Source organism: Dietzia sp. PP-33 (genome assembly GCF_033790845.1).
GTDB lineage: Bacteria > Actinomycetota > Actinomycetes > Mycobacteriales > Mycobacteriaceae > Dietzia.
In genome coordinates this window covers 45370-64727 of the sequence record NZ_JAMYEI010000006.1, presented here as the reverse complement: position 1 = coordinate 64727, position 19358 = coordinate 45370, and the positions used below count along the sequence as shown (strand labels likewise).

Sequence of the window (19358 nt, the reverse complement as noted above, 5' to 3'; positions counted from 1 at the left end):
CCCGTGGCTGACGGCGAAAACCTCCCGGGCCCCGGTGACGCCGAGCAGACTGGGTAGCAGCGTTGCCAGTCGAGGAGGTCTCATCATGTCGTCGTCCCCGGTCCCGCCCCGGGATCAGTCACAGGGCCCCCCACCCGGTTACCCGGACCTCGGTCCGGAGCCGTTGGACGGCATCCACGTGTTCACCGTGCCCGCGGTTCCCACGGCGGTCGTCCGCGCGACGGCCGTGCCCATGGCCACCATCAGCGAGTTCTTCGACTCGGCGTTCGGTGAGGCGTTCCCCGCCCTGTTCGCCGCGGGGATGACGCCGGTCGCCGCGGCGTTCGCGCTGTACACCCGCATCGCGGAGAGCCCGGAGCCCGAGGCGGACCTGGAGATCGGGTTCCCGGTGGCCGCGCCGCTGACAGTCCAGCTCGGCGACGAGCCGGGGGAGGTGGAGGGGCTGCGCGTGGTGCCGTCCGAACTACCGGCCGGTGCGGTCGCGGTGACCAGCCATGTGGGGCCCTACGACGGACTCGGCGAGGCGTGGGGGAGGTTCATGGCCGAGATCAGCGCCCTGGGCCACTCGCCGTCGAGCCCGTTCTGGGAGTCGTACGTCACCGAACCGTCGCCGGACATCGATCCCGCGACGCTGCGCACCGACCTGTTCTGCCCGGTGCGGACCCCCGACGACGCCGCCTGACCCGCCAAAAAAGTGCGGGTGGGTGCGGCCGTTCATGCGTGAGCCTTCGCCGGGACGTCTCGCGCTAGCAGAAGCGCCACGGAGCCCAGCAGCGTTCCGGTTATCCGACGCTGCCATGTGGCCCAGCCGGGGCGTCGTGCCAAGGACGTGGCGATAGCTCCGGCCGAGAAGACGATGGCGGCGTTGACAATCAGACTCACGAAGATCTGAACCGACCCCAGTGTGAGTCCCTGTGCCACCTGGTGGCCGCGTTGCGGATCGATGAACTGCGGGATCAGAGTCAAGTACATGATCGCGGTCTTGGGGTTGAGCAGGTTCGTCAGCAATCCCATCCGGAACAGGCTCGCGTCGCTGTCGCGCGGCAGGGACTGCACCTCGAATACGCCATGCCCGCCCGGCCGCAGTGCCATCCATGCCAAGTACGCGAGATAGACCACGCCTCCGGCCTTGAGACAGATGAACAACCACGGCACGGCGATGAACACGACTGCGAGCCCGAGGTTGGCCACGAGCATGTAGATGCCGAACCCCACCCCGGTCCCGGCCAACGACACCAGGCCGGCACGCCGTCCCTGGCTGATGCTGCGCGAGGTCAGATACACCATGTTCGGCCCTGGGGTGAGAACCATCCCCAGCGACGCTAGAGCCATCGCACAGGCAGCGCCCAGAGAGACGGGCCAGAACGTGTCGACGAGTGTCATGGCTGTGATCCTGATGTAATGCCCTTATGCATCTCAACCCCTACGGCGAGTACGCCGTCCTGCTCGCGGCCTCACTGGCCAACAACTGGCCCGACGAGCGCCACGGCGTGGTCGCCCGCACTCGAGAGTTCGGGATGACGATGCCCTTCCCTGAGAAGCCGGGTGATCACGAGCGGTGCCGTGCAGCCGTCGATGCATGGCTTCAGGTGGTTGATGCGCCCACGCCCAACGCGCGTGCGGCAGTCCTCAATGCCCAGATGGCCGCGGCCTCGGCGTTTCCACGCCTGACCGACCACAACGGGGAGGGGTGGCACCTGCACTACCGCGACGTCGACGATGACCTGCCTCGCGTCCTGCAGGCTGTATTCAGTGTCGGGACCGCCTTGCACCTCACCACCCGCGGGATGACACGGGTCGGTCGATGCGCGGCGACCCCGTGCACGAATGCCATCGTGGACGTGTCACGTAACGGCACTCAACGATACTGTTCCCCACGTTGTGGAAGTAGGGACTCCGTCCGCCGCCACCGCGCCCGTCACCGCTGACAGCCCGTGGGCCGGGCAGCGAGCTGACCTGGCGGCGGGCGCCGGCCGGGCGGCACCGGCGCCGAGCTACTTCATGCTCTCCAGCGTGCGGCCGGTGGTCTCCGGGATGAACTTGGCCACGAACAGCAGCGAGAGTGCCGCGGAGACGGCGTAGAAGCCGTAGGTGAAGGTCAGGCTGAACTCGGCCATCGGCGGGAAGGCGGTGGAGACCGCGAAGTTCGCCAACCACTGGGCGGCCGCGGCCAGGCCCAGAGCCGCGGTCCGGATGCGGTTGTTGAACATCTCGCCCAGCAGGACCCACACCGCCGGGCCCCACGACATACCGAAGAACACCACGAACCCGTTGGCCGCGATCAGCGCGATCAGACCCTGGGTGTCGCCGAGCTGGGGTGCGAGTTCGCCGTCCGGGCCGGTGCCCATGGTGGAGGTGCTGAACATCCAGGCCATCACGGCGAGCGAGACGGTCATGCCCGCCGACCCCGTGATGAGCAGCTTGCGGCGACCGATCTTGTCGATCAGCGCGATGGCGATGATCGTCACCACGATGTTGGTGACCGAGGTGATGACGGTCTGGGTGAGCGCGTTCTCCTCCGTGAAGCCGACCGACTGCCACAGCGTGGTGGAGTAGTAGAAGATCACGTTGATGCCCACGGCCTGCTGGAAGACCGACAGGACGATGCCGATCCACACGATCGGCAGCAGGTTGGTGCCGGTCGGCGTGAGCATGTCGCGCCACGACCGCTTCCTGTCCTCGCGGACGGTCGCCCGGATCTCCTTGATCCGGTTGTCGATGCCGCCGGACTGGATGGTGCGCAGGACGTTCCTGGCCTCGCCGACCAGTCCCTTGGCGAGCAGGTAGCGGGGGGACTCGGGGATCATGAGCGCCAGGACGCCGTAGGTCACCGCGGGGATCAGCTCGGTCCAGAACATCCAGCGCCAGGCCTGCACCCCCAGCCAGAGTTCCTCGATCGCGCCGCCGGCCACGCCCGCGAGCCAGGCGTCGGAGAGCAGGGCCACGAAGATGCCGGAGACGATCGCGAGTTGCTGGAGCGAACCGAGTCGGCCGCGGATCGACGGCGGGGCGACCTCCGCGATGTACGCGGGCGCTATGACGGAGGCCGCCCCCACGCCCAGGCCGCCGATCACCCGCCACAGGATGAGGTCCCAGGGGCCGACGGCGAACCCGGACCCGACCGAGCTGATGGTGAACAGCACCGAAGCCAGGATCATGACGCGGGTGCGCCCCCAGCGGTCGGCGAGACGACCGGCGAGGTACGCGCCGGCGATGCAGCCGAGCAGCGCCGAGGAGACGGCGAACCCGGTGAGGCCGGGGCTCATCCCGAAGGTCTCCTGGACGGCGTCCACCGCGCCGTTGATGACCGCGGTGTCGAAGCCGAACAGGAAGCCGCCGAGCGCGGCCACCAGGGAGATGATCACCACTCGGCCGGTGTGGAAGGACTCCTCGTCGGAACTCTTCGACGAGACGTTCTGTGTGGACATGGCGTACCCCGCTCCCGGACCGGTCGGACGTCCTGCCGTTGGTGAAGGGAGCGTAGGCCCGTGACGAATGTGGCGCAAGTCACACGCCTACGGCGCCGGTTGTGGCGTACGGACCCACGGAGCGAGAACACGTTCTAGGCTCGAGAAGTCTCGTCGTCATACCGAAAGGGCCACCACCGTGAGCGCCTCCCCCGAGCAGATCCGAGCCACCGCAGATTCGTACATCGCAGGGTTGATCGCCGGCGACCTCGAGGCCGTGCTGGACCTCTACGCCGAGAACGCCACGGTGGAGGACCCGGTCGGGAGCGGCACCGTCCACGAGGGCAAGGCCGCGATCCGCGAGTTCTACTCCTCCGTGGTGGCGCTGAAGATCGACGCCGAGGTGCTCGAGGCGAGGGTGTGCGGTGACGACCTGCTGTTCAACTTCGAGATCACCACCCACTTCGACGCCGACTCCAAGGCGACGATCAACGTGTGGGACCTCATGACCCACGACGAGCAGGGCAAGGTCCGCGCGATGCGCGCCTACTGGACCCCGGAGAACATGCGCTGACCCCGGGGCTGGCCCGGGCCGCCTACGAGCCGCTCTGGCTCCCGGCGCCCTGGGGCACGTTCTCCGACGGCTGCACCACCACGAGGCCCTGGCCGCCGAACGCCAGCTGGAACGTCTCGCCGCTACCGCCACGGATCATGGACTTGATGCCACCGGTGTCGACCTTCACGTCCATCGTCACCCCGGCCGTCCACAGGACCACGGCCTGAGCGTCGGCGAAGGTCGGCGCGGAGGCCACGTCGAGTGCGACCGGCTGGCCCTTGCTGGTCACTGCCACGAACCCGGTTCCGCGCAGGGAGACGTTGTACAGACCGCCCGTCATCAGGGCGCTCTTCGCGGCGATGCGGTGGATGTCCCACTGGATCCCTTCGGAGAACGCCAGGACGCTGGCCCCGTTGACCGAGATCATGTCGTTCTCCAGGTAGAGCACCTGGATCTCCGAGGCCTGGTCGGCCAGGAACAGCTCGCCCTGCCCGGTGCACCGCATCAGAGGGACGCCCTCCCCGGTCGCGGCGGACTTGAACATCTTCCCGATGCCGCCGCTACCGGCGTTCTCGAATCCGATCCGTCCCTGGTAGGCCACCATCGACCCGGTGCGGGCCATGACGGTCTGGTCGCGGACCGTCACCTTGAGCAGCTTGGAGTTCTGCAGGGCGAACGGGCGGTCGGTCTGGGTCTCGCGCGCGGTCTGGAAGAGGTCCCCGTGGATCATGAGGCAGACGCTACGCCTGCTGCACTAATCTGAGGCCATGATCACCGCCATCGTCTTTGTCCACGCCGAGACGGCGCGCATCCCCGAGGTCGCCGAGTCGATCGCCGAGATCGACGGGGTCTCCGAGGTCTACTCGGTCACCGGCACCATCGACCTCATCGTGCTGGTGCGGGCCCGCCGGAACGAGGAGGTGGCCGAGATCGTCTCGGACCGTCTGAACAAGGTGCCGGGCGTGGTGGACACCGAGACGCACATCGCGTTCCGGGCGCTGTCCAAGCACGACCTCGAGGCGGCGTTCTCCCTGGGGTACGACGAGTAGGCACCGGCCTGGTGTCCCGGGTGCCCCCGGTGTCCCCCGTGCGCCGGTGTTCCAGGGAGGTGCCGCCACGGCCTGCGCCACGGATGTGCATACTGACACCACGACTAGCTGAACTCTCGGAAACGCAGGGGAAGACCGGTGGGAATCCGGCGCTGACCCGCAACGGTGTGTCGTCACCCTGGTGACGACGAGCCCGATTACCTGCCCGGGGATTCGCGACTCCACGTCAATCGCCGCGGTCTGCGATCCGGAGTCCTGCACGGTCGGCGACCGTCGTCGACGGTCGCCCACCTGCGGGTCTCGTGTGTTCGCGGGCACACGACACGATCCGAGGTCTGATCATGTTCCGTCGCCAGTCCAGGTCCACCATCGCGCTCGCCGCGCTCCTCGCCACAGGGGTCCTCGCCGCCGGCTGCTCCCGCGGCGAGGCGCAGGAGAGCACCGCCACCGGGGAGGCGTTCGCCGAACCGGTCACCATCAGCAACTGTGATCGGGACACGACCTACGAGGCGCCACCCCAGCGCATCGTCACCATGAACGCCCACGTCACGGAGACCCTCGTCCAGATGGGTGCGGGAGACCGGATCGTCGGCCGGGGATACGACGACCGTGAGGACGTCCTCCCGGAGGTCGCCGAGGAGCTCGAGGCGATACCCGGGCTGGCCGAGGAGTATCCCACCTGGGAGCAGATCGTCGATCTGGAACCGGATCTGGTGGTGGCCGGCATGCGCAGCGCGTTCGACGAGAAGGAGGGCCGTAGCCGAGACGCCCTGGAAGCCGCGGGCATCGACACCTTCCTGTTCTCCGAGTACTGCGGCGAGGGCTTCCCCGACGTCAGCATGCTCGAGACGGACTTCTCGCAACTCGGTCGCGTCCTCGACCTGGAGGACGGTGCCCGGGCGCTCACCGACGGGATCGTCGACCAGATCGAGGCGGTCCGTGCCACGCTGGACGAGGCCGGCATCCCGGGGACGCCCACGTTCTTCTACGACAGCGGCGAGGCGGAACCGATGACGATCGGTGGCGTCGGCATCGGCCAGCTGATCGGCGAGTACGCCGGAGCGGACAACATCTTCACCGAGGGCGAGCGCCCCTACCTCAAGACGACGTGGGAGATCCTCGGCGAACGCCGGCCCGAGGCGATCGTGGTGCTCGACTACGGCGCCACCAGTGCCGAGGACAAGATCGCCTACCTGCGCAACCAGCCCATCATGTCCACCACACCGGCGATCAGGCAGGACCGCATCGTGGTGGTGCCCCTCGCCGACTTCTTCGAGAGTTCCCGGATGGCGACCTCGGTCGAGACCATCGCCCGCGAGCTCTACCCCGCCGCGTTCGGGGGCTGACATGGCGACGGTCGTCCACGACGGTTCCCGTCGGGTGCGCGACGACGCGCCACACGGTCCACCGGCCCGGCCCCGCCCCCCGGCCCGGCGCCACGTCAGGCGGCCGCTGGGCGTCATCCTCATGCCGCTGCTGGCGCTCCTCGCCCTCTCGGTGGCGGCGGGGGTCTCGCTGGGGTCGGTGTCGATCCCCCTGGGGGACGTCTGGGCGATCGTCGCCCACCGTCTGGCCCCGGGGTCGTTCACGCCGTGGTGGTCGGACGCGCGCGAGGCGATCGTGATCGAGTCCCGGCTCCCGCGCGCCCTGATGGCGGCCGCGGTGGGCGCATCCCTCGCGGTGGCCGGTGGCGTCGCCCAGGCGGTGACGCGCAACCCCCTGGCCGACCCGTACCTGTTGGGGGTGTCGTCCGGGGCCGGCTTCGGTGTCGTCCTGCTCACCGTCCTGGGCGTGGGTGCCGGGGTGTGGGGCGTGTTCACCCTCCCGATGGCCGCCTTCCTCGGTGCCCTCCTGCCGCTCGCCGGGGTCATCCTGGTGGCGCGACGCGCGCACGACACCACCGCCATCGTGCTGGTGGGTGCGGCCCTGACGATGGTGTTCTCGGCACTCAACACCTTCACGTTGCTGGTGCTGGGCGACGACCACCAACTGGGCACCGTCATGCGCTGGCTCGCCGGCGGGTTCGGTGACGCGGGGTGGACCATGCTGCTCGCCCCGGTCACCATCCTCGCCGTTGCCGGGACCGTCGTGATGGTGTCCGGCCGCCACCTGGACCTGCTGCTGACCGGCGACGACGGTGCCACGGCGATGGGTATGAACGTCCCGCGGTTCCGCATCCTCATGCTGTTGCTGGTCTCGGCGCTCACGGCGGGTGCGGTGGCGGTGTCCGGGACCATCGGGTTCATCGGTCTGCTCATCCCGCATCTGGCGGGGTACATCACGGGTCGCACGTCCGCGCGGCTGCTCCCCACGGCCGCGGTACTCGGCGCGGTGGCCCTGGTACTGGCCGACATCGCCGCCCGGTCCGTGAGCGAGGGCGCCGAGCTCCCGGTGGGGGTGGTCACCGGCATCGTGGGCGGACCGGTGTTCCTCATCATGCTGTGGCGGCGCTACGGGAAGGCGGCCCGATGAGCTCGCTGACCGCCTCCGACGTCTCGGCTCACCTGGGGGGCCGACAGGTCCTGGACGGGGTGGGGCTGACCATCGCGCCCGGCCGGGTCACCGCTCTCGTGGGCCCCAACGGCAGCGGCAAGACGACCCTGCTGCGGACCTGCTATCGGGCGCTGCCGGTCACGGCGGGAATGGTGAGTCTCGACGGCCGGGACATCACCTCACTGCGCAGGCGGACCCTGGCCCGCGCGGTGGGCGTGAGCACGCAGGAACCGGTCTCGTTGGGCGGGGTCACGGTCCGCGAATCGGTGCGCCTGGGACGGACCGTCACCCGCGGACTGTTCGAGCCGCTCGCCCCGGACGACGCCGAGGTGGTGGACTCCGTTCTCGCGAGGGTCGGTCTGACGAGCCTGGCGGAGCGCGACGTCCTGGCGCTGTCCGGGGGTGAACGGCAACGCGTGTCCATCGCGCGGGCACTGGCCCAGCAACCCGAGGTGCTGCTGCTGGACGAGCCCACCAACCACCTCGACCTGCACCAGCAGTTGTCCGTCCTGATGCTGCTGCGGGAACTGGCGGCCGGCGGCCTGGCCGTGCTGCTGACCCTCCACGACCTGCGGATGGCCACCGAGTACTGCGACGCGATGGCGGTCCTGCACCAGGGCAGGGTCGTGGCGACCGGTGCGCCGGAGGACGTTCTGGCCCCCGGGCTGCTGGCCGAGGTGTTCGGGGTCCGCGGGCAGGTGCGACCGGGGCCGGCCGGGGGCCGGACCCTTGACGTCTGGGGGCTCGCCGATGCCTGAGAAGTCCACCGGGGTCGGCGACGACGACGAGGTGATGCACCCCCCGGGTCCCGTCGCCGCCGTGTACGCGGGCATCGCGGCACCGCTCGGCGAGTTCGCCCGCACCATCGAGCACGGCTCCGAGGTCCTGCCCGGGACCCTGCTGACGGACCCCGGGTGGCTCGCGGAGCGCGTCGCGGACACCGGACGTCGGTGGGTACACGACGATCCGCGGGTCAACGCGACCCTGTGGTGGTATTCGGCCAGCTCCACCCTGGTCGCCGCCCCGCTGGCGATGTTGCTCGCCGAGGGGGTCGCGCCCGATCCCCGGCCGGAGTGTCTCACCGTGTCCCTGCAGGCGAACGGGTATCTCCGGGCCGCGCGCTCGGACCGGCTCGTGACGTCGGTGAGCTCGTTCTCGCGAGTTCTGGGCCGGGCCCACGAGGCGGTGATCTCCCCGCTCGCCGGCGTCTCCGGTGCGGCACCGCGTGCGTTGTGGGCGATCGCCTCGGACTCGATCGCGGGCCGGGCGCTGGACGCGGGTCGTGCCTTCGGTGACACCGGGCGTGGCTGTGAGCTGGCCCGCGCGGTCTCGCGACCGCCGTTGCTACCGGCGCGCTACACCGACGTTGAGGGGCCCCGCGCCACCCGGCGGTTCGTGCGCCGCGGCTCCTGCTGTCTGATCTACGCCGCGACCTCCGGGGACAAGTGCGTGAGCTGCCCGCGGCGCACCCCCGCCGACCGGCACGCCGGGCTCCTGCGCCGCACCTGATCCGAAGCGCCCGCGCCCCGCCGGCCCCGCGGCGGGGTCCTAGCCGTAGCGCCCATGACCGAGCCGCCGGGCCAGGCGCCGAGCGCGCTGCAGATCGGCGAGCAGCTCCCTGCCGGTCCACCGCCGGCGGGCGGTCCCGGCCTCCTCGGCCTCGTGGACCAGCTCGACCATGCGTGCGCAGGCCGGCGCCTCCATCCCGAGACGGCGGGCCATGCTCACCACCTCACCCTGGAGGACGTCGATCTCGGTGGGCCGTCCCCGGACCAGGTCGTCGTTCATGGACGACGTCCCGTCCGCGTCGACCCGCATGACAGCCCTGGCGAGCCGGCGGAAGGCCGGCGTGGGCAGCCGCATGACGAACGGCAACATCCCGGCGGGGACCGCGACGGGCACCCGTGGCACCACGCCGGCGGCGGTGAAGACCCGGTTGGCCTCGATCTGGCAGAGCGCCACGCATCGTCGCAGGTCCCTCTCCAGGAGCTCGGTGCGCAGCGGCAGGCCGGACAGGGCCTGGACGGCGTTGTTGAGGTTGAGCAGCACCTTGCCGTGCAGCACGGCCTGGATGTCGTCGGTGGCGCGGACCCGCAGGTCGGCCTCCGTCATCACGCGGATGAGGGGCGCGGCCAGGGGATGCTCGGCGACCCGGATCTCACCGCGGCTGGTCCGGCGATAGGTGGCGGGCCCGGTCCGGGCCACGTTGAAGGGGATGACCCCCGCGATCACTGGCGTGGACCGCACCCCGTCCCGGATCTGATCCGCCGAGTGCAGCCCGTTCTGCATCCCCACCACGATCGTGCCCGGCCGGAGGAACGGGACGAGTTCCTCGGTGGCCGCGGCGGTCTGGCCGGCCTTGGTGCACACCAGGATCACGTCCGAGCGCCGTACGGATTCGGGGGTCGTGGCCAGGGTCAGGGCGTCGGCCGGTACGTGCAGCCGGTCGCCCTCGCCCTCCCCCGATTCCACTGTCAGACCCACCGCCCGGATCGGGTCGAGGACGTGGGGGCGCCCGACCAGGGTCACGTCGGCGTGGCGGGCGAGTCGGCCGCCCAGATAGCAACCGACCACGCCGGCGCCGATGACGGTGATGCGCAGGGGGGAGTCCGAGCCGGTCATGGTGCCGCTGACGTTACGACACCTTCGCCTATGCGGCGGTGGGTTCGCGCGGCGGGGTCACCGCGACGGCACGGGTCGCGCGGGGGTTCTCAGCGGGGTCTCGGCCTGAGCACGATCTCGGTCGGGTGGGCGTCGGGGTTCGCCTCGAGCGCCTGCCGGATCGCGGTGGCCACCGAGTCGGCGGCGAGGTGGTCCGACGGGTCGTAGGTCCCGCCCTCCCGGGCGATGATCGCGCGCTGCATGTCGGTGTCCACCCGGCCGGGGTGGATCGAGGTGACCCGCAGGGCGGGTTCCTCCCCGCGGAGGGTGTCGGTGACGGCGCGGGCCGCGAACTTGGAGGCGCTGTAGGAGCCCCAGCCCGGCTTGGCGGTGGTCCCCGCGCCGGAGTTGACGACGACGACGTGGCCCCGGGCCGCGCGGAGCGCCGGGAGCAACACCCGGGTGAGCTCGACCACCGCCAGCACGTTGACCTCGAACGCGCGGCGCCACTGGGCCGCGTCGGACTTCTCGATACTGCTGAGCTCGGCGACCCCGGCACAGTGGACCAGCCCGTCGAGGGTGTCGATCCCGCCGGCGGCCAGCGCGACCCCGTCCACTGTCGTGAGGTCGGCGGTCACGACCCTGGCGGATCGGCAGGCCCGGGCCACCGAGTCCAGTGCGTCGGTGTCGCGGCCCACCAGAACCAGGTCGTGTCGGGACTGCAACGCCCTGGCGGTGGCCGCGCCGATTCCGCGGGAGGCTCCGGTGACGACAACTGTGCTCATGCCGGGCAACGGTAGACGCCCGGGGGGCCTCAACGAGTGGTGTCGGTTCGGTCGAAGGCGTCGAGCAGCGCGGTGAGGGCCGGGACCGCCGCGGAGAGGGTCTCCCGTTGTTCCCGGGACAGTCGGGACAGTTGCTCGGCGAAATCCCGGTCGCGGGCCCGGAGCACCTGGTCGATGCGGGCGCGACCGAAGTCGGTGAGCTCCACGCAGACCCCGCGTCCGTCGGATTCGTCCGGCACCCGCCGCACGTAACCCATGCTCTCGACGACGGTCACAGAATTGCTGGTCGTGGGGATCCGGACGTTCTCCAACCGGGCCAGGTCGCTCATCCGGAGCCGGCCGTGGCAGGCGAGCGTGTGCAGGATCGAGGTCTGCGCCCGACTGAGCGCGTACCGGGTGCTCTGCCGCCTGGCCAGCAGGTCCAGTCGCAGGAGAAGGGGACGGAACTCCGTCGCCAGGCCGCTCGTCACGGTGTCCATGTCACTGTGTCCGTTTCACGGTGTTCATTCCTCGGCGTTCATTCCACAGGGTTCATTCCACAGGGCCCATTCCGCAGGGTTCATTCCAGAGTGCCCATCCGGTGCCCCCTGACGAGCGCGTCCCCCACAGCCGCATGAGTGGAATGTAAGCACGTTCCCGCGCGGTCATGGGGCGTCATCCCGGGCCCGTGGGGGATACTGTCGGCATGGGTTTGTATCACCAGGTCTCCGGCTCCGGTCCCACCGTCGTTCTGATCCACGGCGTCTGTCATCGCGCTCACGCGTGGGATCCGGTCGTCCCGCTGCTCACGGACCGTTTCCGGGTGGTGGTGGTGGACCTGCCCGGGCACGGGGAGTCGGCGGCGCTCCCGGACGCGGGCGACGTGCTCGAGTACATGATCGATCAAATGGTGGAGCTCATCGGGGAGGTCGTGCCGGAGGGGGAACGTCCGCACGTCGCAGGGAACTCCCTCGGCGGCTTCCTGGCCCTGGAGCTGGGCGCCCGTGGATTGGCGAGCAGCGTCACCGCGCTCTCGCCGGCCGGGTTCTTCCGTTCCGACGCGGACTTCCGCTACACCGTGACCGTCTTCCGCGGCCTGCAGCGGGTTGCCGGAAAACTGGGACGACACATCCCCACGCTCACCGAGCGGGCTGCCGGCCGCGCGGTGATGATGGGCGTGTTCTGCGCCAGGCCGTGGCGGTATCCGGCCGAGGCCGCGGCGATCGACGGTGAGGCGATCGTCACCAACACCGTGTTGGAACGCGCAGACCGCGGCACGTTCCTGTTCACCGCGCCGGTCGACGAGGACCTGCCGATCACCATCCGGTGGGGGAGGTTCGACCTGGTCCTGCCGGTGCGGCAGGCCAAGCTCGCCGCGCGGTTGTTCCCGCAGGCACGGGTGGAGATCGCGGCCGACGGGCACGTTCCGATGTCGGACGATCCGGAGGGCGTCGCCGCCTCGATCGCCGCGACCGTCGAGCGAGGGCTCGCATACGCGGGGCCGGGAAGCCGGGTCTGACCGGCCCCGCGTATGACCGATCAGGAGCCCAGGGAACCCGTCGCGAGAGAACCGGAGCCGCCGGTGAACCCGTCCTTCCACGCCACGACCGTCGACGGTCGCGGCTGAGAGGTCCCGCCGTCCGGCCAGTAGGAGGAGGGGTTCTCGATCGAGGCGCCGTCCGTTTCGCCCGGGTGCTGGACGTTGACGATCGCCCGGTTCTCGAACAGCAGCGGGCCGCAGGTCTCCGCCCCCACCGGCACGGTGAGGAACAGCTTGGTCTCGCCCCGGTTCGGTCCCTCGGTGGACACCGAGTACAGGCCGTCGTTGAACCCGAGTGCGTTGCCGTCGGTGGACACCCACAGGCCGCCGGCCGGATCGAAGGCCACGTTGTCCGGGCATGAGATGGGGCTGACCTTGGACTTGTCGAAGCCGCCGAAGTAGGTGTCGGCGGCGGCCGGGTCACCGCACACCAGCAGCAGATTCCACCCGAAGGCCGTTCCGGCGTGGTCGTCGGTGATCTCGACGACCTGACCGTGCTTGTTGGTATGCCGGGGATTGGCCTCGTCGACCTGGTCGACCGTGCGACGGGAGTTGTTGGTGAGCGCCATGTAGACCTTGCCGGTGGTGGGGCTGGGTTCGACGTCCTCGGGGCGGTCCATCTTGGTGGCCCCGACCGCGTCGCCCGCCATGCGGGTGTGCACGGCCACCTGCTCCGCGGTCATGCCGGTGACGTGGGAGACGGCGTTGCCGGCGGGGTCCACGGTCATGAGCGGGATCCAGGCACCGGTCCCGTCGAACGCGCCGTCGGAGGGGAGTGAGCCCGAGCCGTCGATCTCGGACTCCGGGGAGTTCCCGGTGAAGGTGGCCACGTACAGGGTCCCCTCGTCGAGGATCTTCATGTTCTGGGCCCGGGCCGCGGCGGTCCGCCCGGGTACGACCTTGCGGCTGGAGACGAACTTGTACAGGTAGTCGAACCGCTCGTCGTCGCCCGAGTAGAGCACGACGGTCCCGTCGGCGGTCACGTGGACGGTGCCGCCCTCGTGCTTGAACCTGCCGAGCGCGGAGTGCTTGACGGGGGTCGAGTTCGGGTCCCAGGGGTCCACCTCGACGACGTAGCCGAACCGGTTGACCTCGTTGGGCTCGGCGGCCAGGTCGAAGCGGTCGTCGAACTCCTCCCACCGGCGGCCGGAGGTGGAGACGGAGATGCCGTACCGGCTGTAGGCCGCCAGCCGGGTGGGATCGGTGACGCCGGAGGAGGTACCGAAGTACTGGTTGAAGTTCTCCTCCCCGGAGAGCACGGTCCCCCACGGGGTGTGTCCCCCGGCGCAGTTGTTGAGGGTCCCCAGCACGCGGGTGCCGGTCGGGTCGGCGGTGGTACGGGTGAGCGCACCGACGGCGGGGCCGCGGAGCTCGAAGGGAGTGGTCGCGGTGATGCGGCGGTTGTAGGAGCCCATCACGGGGTCGAGTCCACCGTCGCCTGCGCGGCTCGCGAGCTCGACGACGGTCAGCCCGTGTGCGGCCCATGCGGTCTCGACCTGCGCTCGGGTGGGCGCGTCCGGGTCGTACCCGCGGAACATCGACGGCTCGGTCGTGTACTCGTGGTTGACGATCAGCAGGAACCGGCCGTCGCGGTCGTCCATGGGGTACAGGACCGCGAGGTCGCAGTTGTAGCCGTACTGCAGGGCCTGCGCCGCGGCCGACTGGTTCTCGAAGTCGAAGGCGGGCGCACCGGGGATCACCGGGTCGCCCCAGCGGATCACCACCTGGCTCGAGTGCCCGGCCGGGACCGTGACGGCGTCCGCGGTGTTGGGAGACACCGGAGTGAAACCGGTATCGAGCGTTCCGCCGCCCGAGGACCCGAGCGCGCCCGCGGAGCCGGTGCCCAGCGATCCCTGAGCGGCCACCGTGGCGGGGAGGGCGTGGGCCCCGCCGACGGCGAGTGCGACGACGCCGGCGGCCTTGAGCGCGCCCCGGCGGCTGATCCCGGTGGCGACATCGCCGAAGTAGGGGTTGTCACTGGTGTTGGGGACGGGTGCCGCGCACTGGTCACCGCACTTGTACAGACAGGTCACGTGCTGACGGTTGGAGATGCCGGGGCTGGCGAGCGGAAGCAGACGACGGACTGACAACGGGTCTCCCTGAAGACGTGTGGGCCCCGCGCGGGCGCACGAGGACGCTGTGACCCTAGGGAGCCCGGGCTACGGGCCGGGCGTGGTGGGGACACGCGGGGATGAACTGTGCGCGCAGTGTGGGTGAACTACGGAGTGGTGGCGCTACAGTCGTCGTGTTCGCCCTCTATCTCGGATCGCCCGGCACGTTCGACGCCGGTGAAGGGAAAATTTCGCATGGCTTCGGTGACCTTCGAGAACGTGTCCATCGTCTACCCGGGCGCCGCGCGGCGTAGCGTGGACCGACTCGATCTGGAGATCGCCGACGGCGAGTTCCTCGTCCTGGTCGGGCCGTCGGGCTGCGGTAAATCCACCACGCTGCGCGCGCTCGCCGGGTTGGAGGACGTCTCGGCCGGGCGCATACTCATCGGCGACAGGGACGTCACCGGCACCCAACCCAGGGACCGGGACATCGCGATGGTGTTCCAGAACTACGCGCTCTACCCGCACTACACGGTCCGGGAGAACATGGGTTTCGCGCTGAAGCTGGCCAAGGTGCCCAAGACGGAGATCGTCGAGCGGGTGGACCGGGCGGCGCGGATGCTCGATCTGACCGACTACCTGGACCGCAAACCCAAAGAGCTCTCCGGTGGCCAGCGCCAGCGGGTGGCCATGGGCCGGGCGATCGTGCGCGACCCCCGCGTCTTCCTCATGGACGAGCCGCTGTCGAACCTGGACGCCAAGCTCCGCGTGGCCACCCGCTCCCAGATCGCCAAACTGCAGCGTGACCTGCACACCACCATGATCTACGTGACCCACGACCAGGTCGAGGCCATGACCATGGGGGACCGGGTGGCGGTGCTCCAGGACGGCATCCTGCAGCAGGTCGACACGCCCCGCGAGCTCTACCACAATCCGGTCAACGCGTTCGTCGCCGGATTCATCGGCTCCCCGGCCATGAACCTCTTCCAGGCACCCGTCGCGGACGGCAGGGTCGACCTCCGGGGCTTCGGCGAGCCGGTGCCGCCCGGGGCGGGCCGGCGGGTGACCGTCGGTGTCCGCCCCGAGCACCTGCGGATCGCCGCCGACGGCGACGGGCTGCGGGTGACGGTCGACCTGGTCGAGGAGCTGGGTGCTGACAGCTACCTGCACTGCTCCACCGACGACGGTCACCCGGTGGTCTACCGCGCCGAACAGGGCGTCCACCCGCGCAAGGGTGAGACCCTGCACCTGGAGGCGCACGACGGCGAGGTCCGCTTCTTCGACGTGGAGACCGGGGCACGGCTGCGCTGAGAACGCGGGTATCCCCGTCACTCCCCGCCACGCCAGGGAGTGCGCGCGAACCCGACATCTGTTGTTGTTAGAGTGTCGCGTGTGACCTGGCTCTCGTAACGCTCGCGGCGCGGGGGTCACGGGGAATCGGCGCCGTGGACGCAGATGGTCCGTCGCCACCGCCCTCGCGTGGGTTACGCTCAGCAGGTCCTCAGTGAGACCCGTGTCACACCGATGCCGGTCCACTGACCGTCGGCACACGCCGATGGGAGTCGAGACACGACAGTAGGAGAAGGCACATGGCCGTTCACGGCAGGTTCCTCAAGGCGGCGGCGGCCGCGTCCATCGTCGCGGTGGTATCCGCGGGCTGTTCCTCCGGTGGAGGAGAGGGCGACGAGCAGGCGGATGCCGGCACCTCGGGCGTCGGTCCGATCACCTTCGCGATGGGCAAGAACGACACCGACAAGCTCCGCCCGGTCATCGAGCAGTGGAACGCGGACAACCCCGACCAGGAGGTGACCCTCCACGAGCTCGCCGGCGAGGCGGACGCCCAGCGCGACACGCTGGTGCAGTCCCTGCAGACGGAGAGCGGGGAGTACGACGCGTTCGCGCTCGACGTCACCGACACGGCCTATTTCGCCGCCAACGGTTGGCTGCAGCCGATCGAGGGCGAGACCGAGGTCGACACCAGCGGATTGATCGACGCCGCGGTCGACTCGGCCACCTACAACGGCACCCTGTACGCCGTTCCGCAGAACACCAACGCCCAGCTCCTCTACTACCGCACCGATCTCCAGCCCGAGGCGCCCGCCAACTGGGGCGCGCTCGTCGAGTCCTGCGGCGCCGCCGCAGAGGCCGCGATCGACTGCATGGTCACGCAGCTCAAGCAGTACGAGGGCCTGACCGTCGCGGCGACCGAGTTCATCAACAGCTGGGGCGGCCAGGTCGTCGGCGACGACGGCCAGACCCCGGAGCTCGACAGCGAGGAGACCCGCGCCGGCCTGACCGCGCTGGTCGATGCCTACAAGAGCGACGTCATCGCCATGAAGTCTGACGGCTTCACGGAGGAGGAGACCGCGCAGGCGTTCCTCGGCGGCCGCACCATGTACGCCTACAACTGGCCGTACATGTACGAGTCGGCCCAGACCGACCCCACCTCGGAGGTCCAGGGCAACTTCGACGTCGCGCCCATCGTCGGACCGGACGGGCCGGGCAAGTCCACCCTCGGCGGCTACAACAACGCCATCAACGTCTACTCGGAGAACAAGGCCACGGTGAAGGCCTTCCTCGAGTACGTCATCTCCGAGGACGTCCAGATGGGCTTCGCCCAGGAGTCGTTCCCCCCGGTGCTGTCCTCGATCTACGACGACGAGGCACTGCAGCAGGAGTTCCCGTACATGGGCGCACTCAAGGCGGCCCTGGACAACGCCGAGCCCCGTCCGGTCACCCCGTTCTACCCGGAGGTGACCAAGGCGATCCAGGACAACACCTACGCCGCACTCAAGGATCAGAAGAGCATCGATCAGGCGCTCACCGACATGAGCGCCGCGATCCAGCAGGCCGAGTGACCGCTGGTTCCTGACATGCGGCCGGTGGGCCCCGGGTAACGTTCTCCGGGGCCCACCGGCCTCACTGGGTGGAGGCCGGCGTGATCCGACGAGGAGCTGACGAATGACGACGAGCGAGAAAGCTCCCGCTCCGCTGGTCCGCAAGAGGTTCGACTGGCGGCCGGTCTGGATGGTGGGCCCCGCGCTCGTCATCCTCGCGGTGGTGATCGGCTACCCGATCGTCCGCGCGGTCTACCTGTCCTTCATGGCCGACCGCGGCCTGGATCCATCCACCGGCATGTTTTCCGCCGGCGGTTTCGTCGGTATCAAGCACTACCTCTACTGGCTCACCCAGGCGTGCCCCGCGCCGACCGGCGACGGCACCGTCACCTGCCCACCGGGCGTTTCGGCCACGGACTTCTGGCCGGCCATGGGCAACACCATGCTCTTCACGGTCACCACAGTCTCGCTCGAGACCGTGCTCGGATTCGCGATGGCCGTGGTCATGGGTAAGAGCATCTGGGGCCGCTCGCTACTGCGCGCGGCGGTACTGATCCCGTGGGCGATCCCCACTGCGGTCACCGCCAAATTGTGGGCGTTCATCTTCGCCGACCAGGGCATCGCCAACAAGCTCCTCGGCGCCGACATCGCGTGGACCACGGACCCCTTCTACGCCCGCATCGCCATCATCGTGGCGGACACCTGGAAGACTGCTCCCTTCATGGCGTTACTCATCCTCGCGGGTCTGCAGATGATCCCCGGGGACGTCTACGAGGCGGCCCGCGTCGACGGGGCGTCCAGATGGCAGCAGTTCACGAAGATCACCCTCCCGTTGGTCCGCCCCGCCCTCATGGTGGCGATCCTGTTCCGCACCCTCGACGCGTTGCGCATGTACGACCTGCCGGTGATCCTGGTGTCGGCCAACTCCAACTCGCCCACGGCCACCATCTCCATGCTGGTGGTCAACGAGATGCGGATGGGCAACTTCAACAGCGCCTCAGCGATATCGACCCTGGTCTTCCTCCTGATCTTCGCCGTGGCGTTCATCATGGTGAGGTTCCTGGGCGCCAACGTCGTGGAGGACCGCACCGGCAAGAAGGAGGAGATCCGGTGAGTCACCGCGCGTCCGAACCGAGTTCCTCGCCGGCCAGGGGGTCGTCCACCTCGTCGTCGTCCCTCCCCGGCGCGCACAGCGACGTGAACAACGACGATCTCCGCGCGCCCCGCAAGCCCCTCGGCCGGACCGTCGGCACCTACGTCGGCGCCGTGCTGATCCTGATCTGGGGGTTGGCGCCGTTCTACTGGATGCTCGTCACCGCGTTCCGCGACAATCAGTTCGCGTTCTCGGCCAACCCGCTGCCCTCCCACGTCACCCTGGACAATTTCGGCGAGGCGCTGTCCACCTCCGCGGGGAACGACTTCCTGGGCGCAATCATCAACTCGCTGATCATCGGCGCGGTCACCACGACCGTCGCCCTGCTGTTCGGGGTGTTCACGGCCTACGCGCTGGCCCGCGTCGACTTCCGGGGCAAGTTCCTGGTCACCGGCATCATCCTCGCCGCCTCGATGTTCCCCGGTGTCGCGCTGGTGACACCGCTGTTCCAGCTGTTCACCGACATCGGCTGGATCGGCACCTACCAGGCGCTCATCATCCCCAACATCTCGTTCGCGCTGCCGCTGACCATCTACACCCTGACGTCGTTCTTCAACGACCTCCCGTGGGAGTTGGAGGAGGCAGCGCGCGTCGACGGCGCCACCCGCGGCCAGGCGTTCATCAAGATCATCCTGCCGCTCGCCGCCCCGGCGCTGTTCACCACCGCGATTTTGGCCTTCATCATCACCTGGAACGAATTCCTGCTGTCTCAGCAGCTGTCCACCACCGCGACGGAGCCGGTCACGGTGGCGATCGCCCGGTTCGCCGGCGTCAACCCGTACACCCCGCCGTACGCAGCCATCATGGCGGCTGGAGCGCTCGTGACCGTGCCGCTGGTGATCATGGTGCTGATCTTCCAGCGGCGCATCGTCTCCGGCCTCACCGCCGGCGGGCTCAAGAGCTGATC

At 69.5% G+C, this 19358-nt stretch carries 20 protein-coding genes and 1 riboswitch; of the genes, 13 read left to right on the top strand and 7 right to left on the bottom strand.

Annotated features, from left to right (window positions below; all coding sequences use genetic code 11):
• Positions 1-85: 85 nt before the first annotated feature.
• Positions 86-682: a GyrI-like domain-containing protein gene (locus NJE57_RS11605; RefSeq protein WP_319028584.1), complete on the top strand. Its 597-nt coding sequence runs from the start codon at positions 86-88 to the stop codon at positions 680-682.
• Positions 683-714: 32 nt separating this feature from the next.
• On the opposite strand, the gene NJE57_RS11600 is transcribed toward NJE57_RS11605, so the two are convergent.
• Positions 715-1383, bottom strand: a complete 669-nt coding sequence (locus tag NJE57_RS11600; RefSeq protein WP_319028583.1) for a LysE family translocator — start codon at positions 1381-1383, stop codon at positions 715-717.
• Positions 1384-1409: 26 nt separating this feature from the next.
• Here NJE57_RS11600 and NJE57_RS11595 point away from each other — a divergent pair, with 26 nt between their 5' ends.
• The gene (locus NJE57_RS11595; RefSeq protein ID WP_319028582.1) at positions 1410-1928 is read left to right on the top strand and encodes a CGNR zinc finger domain-containing protein; all 519 of its coding nucleotides are present in this window, start codon (positions 1410-1412) and stop codon (positions 1926-1928) included.
• A gap of 66 nt (positions 1929-1994) precedes the next feature.
• On the opposite strand, the gene NJE57_RS11590 is transcribed toward NJE57_RS11595, so the two are convergent.
• Positions 1995-3428, bottom strand: a complete 1434-nt coding sequence (locus NJE57_RS11590; protein WP_319028581.1) for a sugar porter family MFS transporter — start codon at positions 3426-3428, stop codon at positions 1995-1997.
• A 178-nt stretch (positions 3429-3606) separates the two neighbouring features.
• On the opposite strand from NJE57_RS11590, the gene NJE57_RS11585 reads away from it, so the two are divergent.
• Entirely contained in the window at positions 3607-3981 is a 375-nt protein-coding gene (locus NJE57_RS11585) for a nuclear transport factor 2 family protein (RefSeq protein WP_319028580.1), read from the top strand.
• Positions 3982-4003: 22 nt separating this feature from the next.
• On the opposite strand, the gene NJE57_RS11580 is transcribed toward NJE57_RS11585, so the two are convergent.
• Positions 4004-4693 (bottom strand): AIM24 family protein, encoded by a 690-nt coding sequence (locus NJE57_RS11580; protein WP_319028579.1) that lies wholly within the window; start codon positions 4691-4693, stop codon positions 4004-4006.
• A gap of 37 nt (positions 4694-4730) precedes the next feature.
• Here NJE57_RS11580 and NJE57_RS11575 point away from each other — a divergent pair, with 37 nt between their 5' ends.
• The 5 genes from NJE57_RS11575 (at position 4731) to NJE57_RS11555 (ending at position 9014) form a co-directional block, all read left to right on the top strand.
• Positions 4731-5012, top strand: coding sequence for an Lrp/AsnC ligand binding domain-containing protein (locus NJE57_RS11575; RefSeq protein ID WP_319028578.1), 282 nt, complete (start codon positions 4731-4733; stop codon positions 5010-5012).
• An 88-nt stretch (positions 5013-5100) separates the two neighbouring features.
• A riboswitch (cobalamin riboswitch) is annotated at positions 5101-5236 on the top strand.
• Between the two features lie 117 nt (positions 5237-5353).
• Positions 5354-6358: an ABC transporter substrate-binding protein gene (locus tag NJE57_RS11570; protein WP_319028577.1), complete on the top strand. Its 1005-nt coding sequence runs from the start codon at positions 5354-5356 to the stop codon at positions 6356-6358.
• Position 6359: 1 nt separating this feature from the next.
• Positions 6360-7484: a FecCD family ABC transporter permease gene (locus tag NJE57_RS11565; RefSeq protein ID WP_413464405.1), complete on the top strand. Its 1125-nt coding sequence runs from the start codon at positions 6360-6362 to the stop codon at positions 7482-7484.
• Complete coding sequence (locus tag NJE57_RS11560) at positions 7481-8263, top strand: ABC transporter ATP-binding protein (protein WP_319028576.1); 783 nt, start codon at positions 7481-7483, stop codon at positions 8261-8263. Before NJE57_RS11565 ends, NJE57_RS11560 begins: the two co-directional genes overlap by 4 nt.
• Entirely contained in the window at positions 8256-9014 is a 759-nt protein-coding gene (locus NJE57_RS11555) for a (2Fe-2S)-binding protein (protein WP_319028575.1), read from the top strand. Before NJE57_RS11560 ends, NJE57_RS11555 begins: the two co-directional genes overlap by 8 nt.
• A gap of 39 nt (positions 9015-9053) precedes the next feature.
• On the opposite strand, the gene NJE57_RS11550 is transcribed toward NJE57_RS11555, so the two are convergent.
• The 3 genes from NJE57_RS11550 to NJE57_RS11540 form a co-directional block, all read right to left on the bottom strand.
• Positions 9054-10127 carry a 2-dehydropantoate 2-reductase gene (locus tag NJE57_RS11550; protein ID WP_319028574.1) on the bottom strand — a complete coding sequence of 358 codons (1074 nt, stop codon included), beginning with the start codon at positions 10125-10127 and terminating at the stop codon, positions 9054-9056.
• An 89-nt stretch (positions 10128-10216) separates the two neighbouring features.
• The gene (locus tag NJE57_RS11545) at positions 10217-10891 is read right to left on the bottom strand and encodes an SDR family oxidoreductase (RefSeq protein ID WP_319028573.1); all 675 of its coding nucleotides are present in this window, start codon (positions 10889-10891) and stop codon (positions 10217-10219) included.
• Between the two features lie 29 nt (positions 10892-10920).
• Positions 10921-11370, bottom strand: a complete 450-nt coding sequence (locus NJE57_RS11540; RefSeq protein ID WP_319028572.1) for a MarR family transcriptional regulator — start codon at positions 11368-11370, stop codon at positions 10921-10923.
• A gap of 206 nt (positions 11371-11576) precedes the next feature.
• Between NJE57_RS11540 and NJE57_RS11535 the strand changes: the two genes are divergently transcribed.
• Positions 11577-12389: an alpha/beta fold hydrolase gene (locus NJE57_RS11535; RefSeq protein WP_319028571.1), complete on the top strand. Its 813-nt coding sequence runs from the start codon at positions 11577-11579 to the stop codon at positions 12387-12389.
• 20 nt (positions 12390-12409) lie between these two features.
• On the opposite strand, the gene NJE57_RS11530 is transcribed toward NJE57_RS11535, so the two are convergent.
• Positions 12410-14500 carry a PhoX family phosphatase gene (locus NJE57_RS11530; protein WP_319028570.1) on the bottom strand — a complete coding sequence of 697 codons (2091 nt, stop codon included), beginning with the start codon at positions 14498-14500 and terminating at the stop codon, positions 12410-12412.
• Positions 14501-14716: 216 nt separating this feature from the next.
• On the opposite strand from NJE57_RS11530, the gene NJE57_RS11525 reads away from it, so the two are divergent.
• From NJE57_RS11525 to NJE57_RS11510, 4 genes are all read left to right on the top strand, one after another.
• Complete coding sequence (locus NJE57_RS11525; protein ID WP_319028568.1) at positions 14717-15772, top strand: sn-glycerol-3-phosphate ABC transporter ATP-binding protein UgpC; 1056 nt, start codon at positions 14717-14719, stop codon at positions 15770-15772.
• 278 nt (positions 15773-16050) lie between these two features.
• Positions 16051-17319, top strand: a complete 1269-nt coding sequence (locus NJE57_RS11520) for an ABC transporter substrate-binding protein (protein ID WP_319028567.1) — start codon at positions 16051-16053, stop codon at positions 17317-17319.
• Positions 17320-17422: 103 nt separating this feature from the next.
• Positions 17423-18412, top strand: a complete 990-nt coding sequence (locus NJE57_RS11515) for a sugar ABC transporter permease (RefSeq protein ID WP_319028566.1) — start codon at positions 17423-17425, stop codon at positions 18410-18412.
• Between the two features lie 83 nt (positions 18413-18495).
• Positions 18496-19356, top strand: coding sequence for a carbohydrate ABC transporter permease (locus NJE57_RS11510; RefSeq protein WP_319028804.1), 861 nt, complete (start codon positions 18496-18498; stop codon positions 19354-19356).
• Positions 19357-19358: the final 2 nt, after the last annotated feature.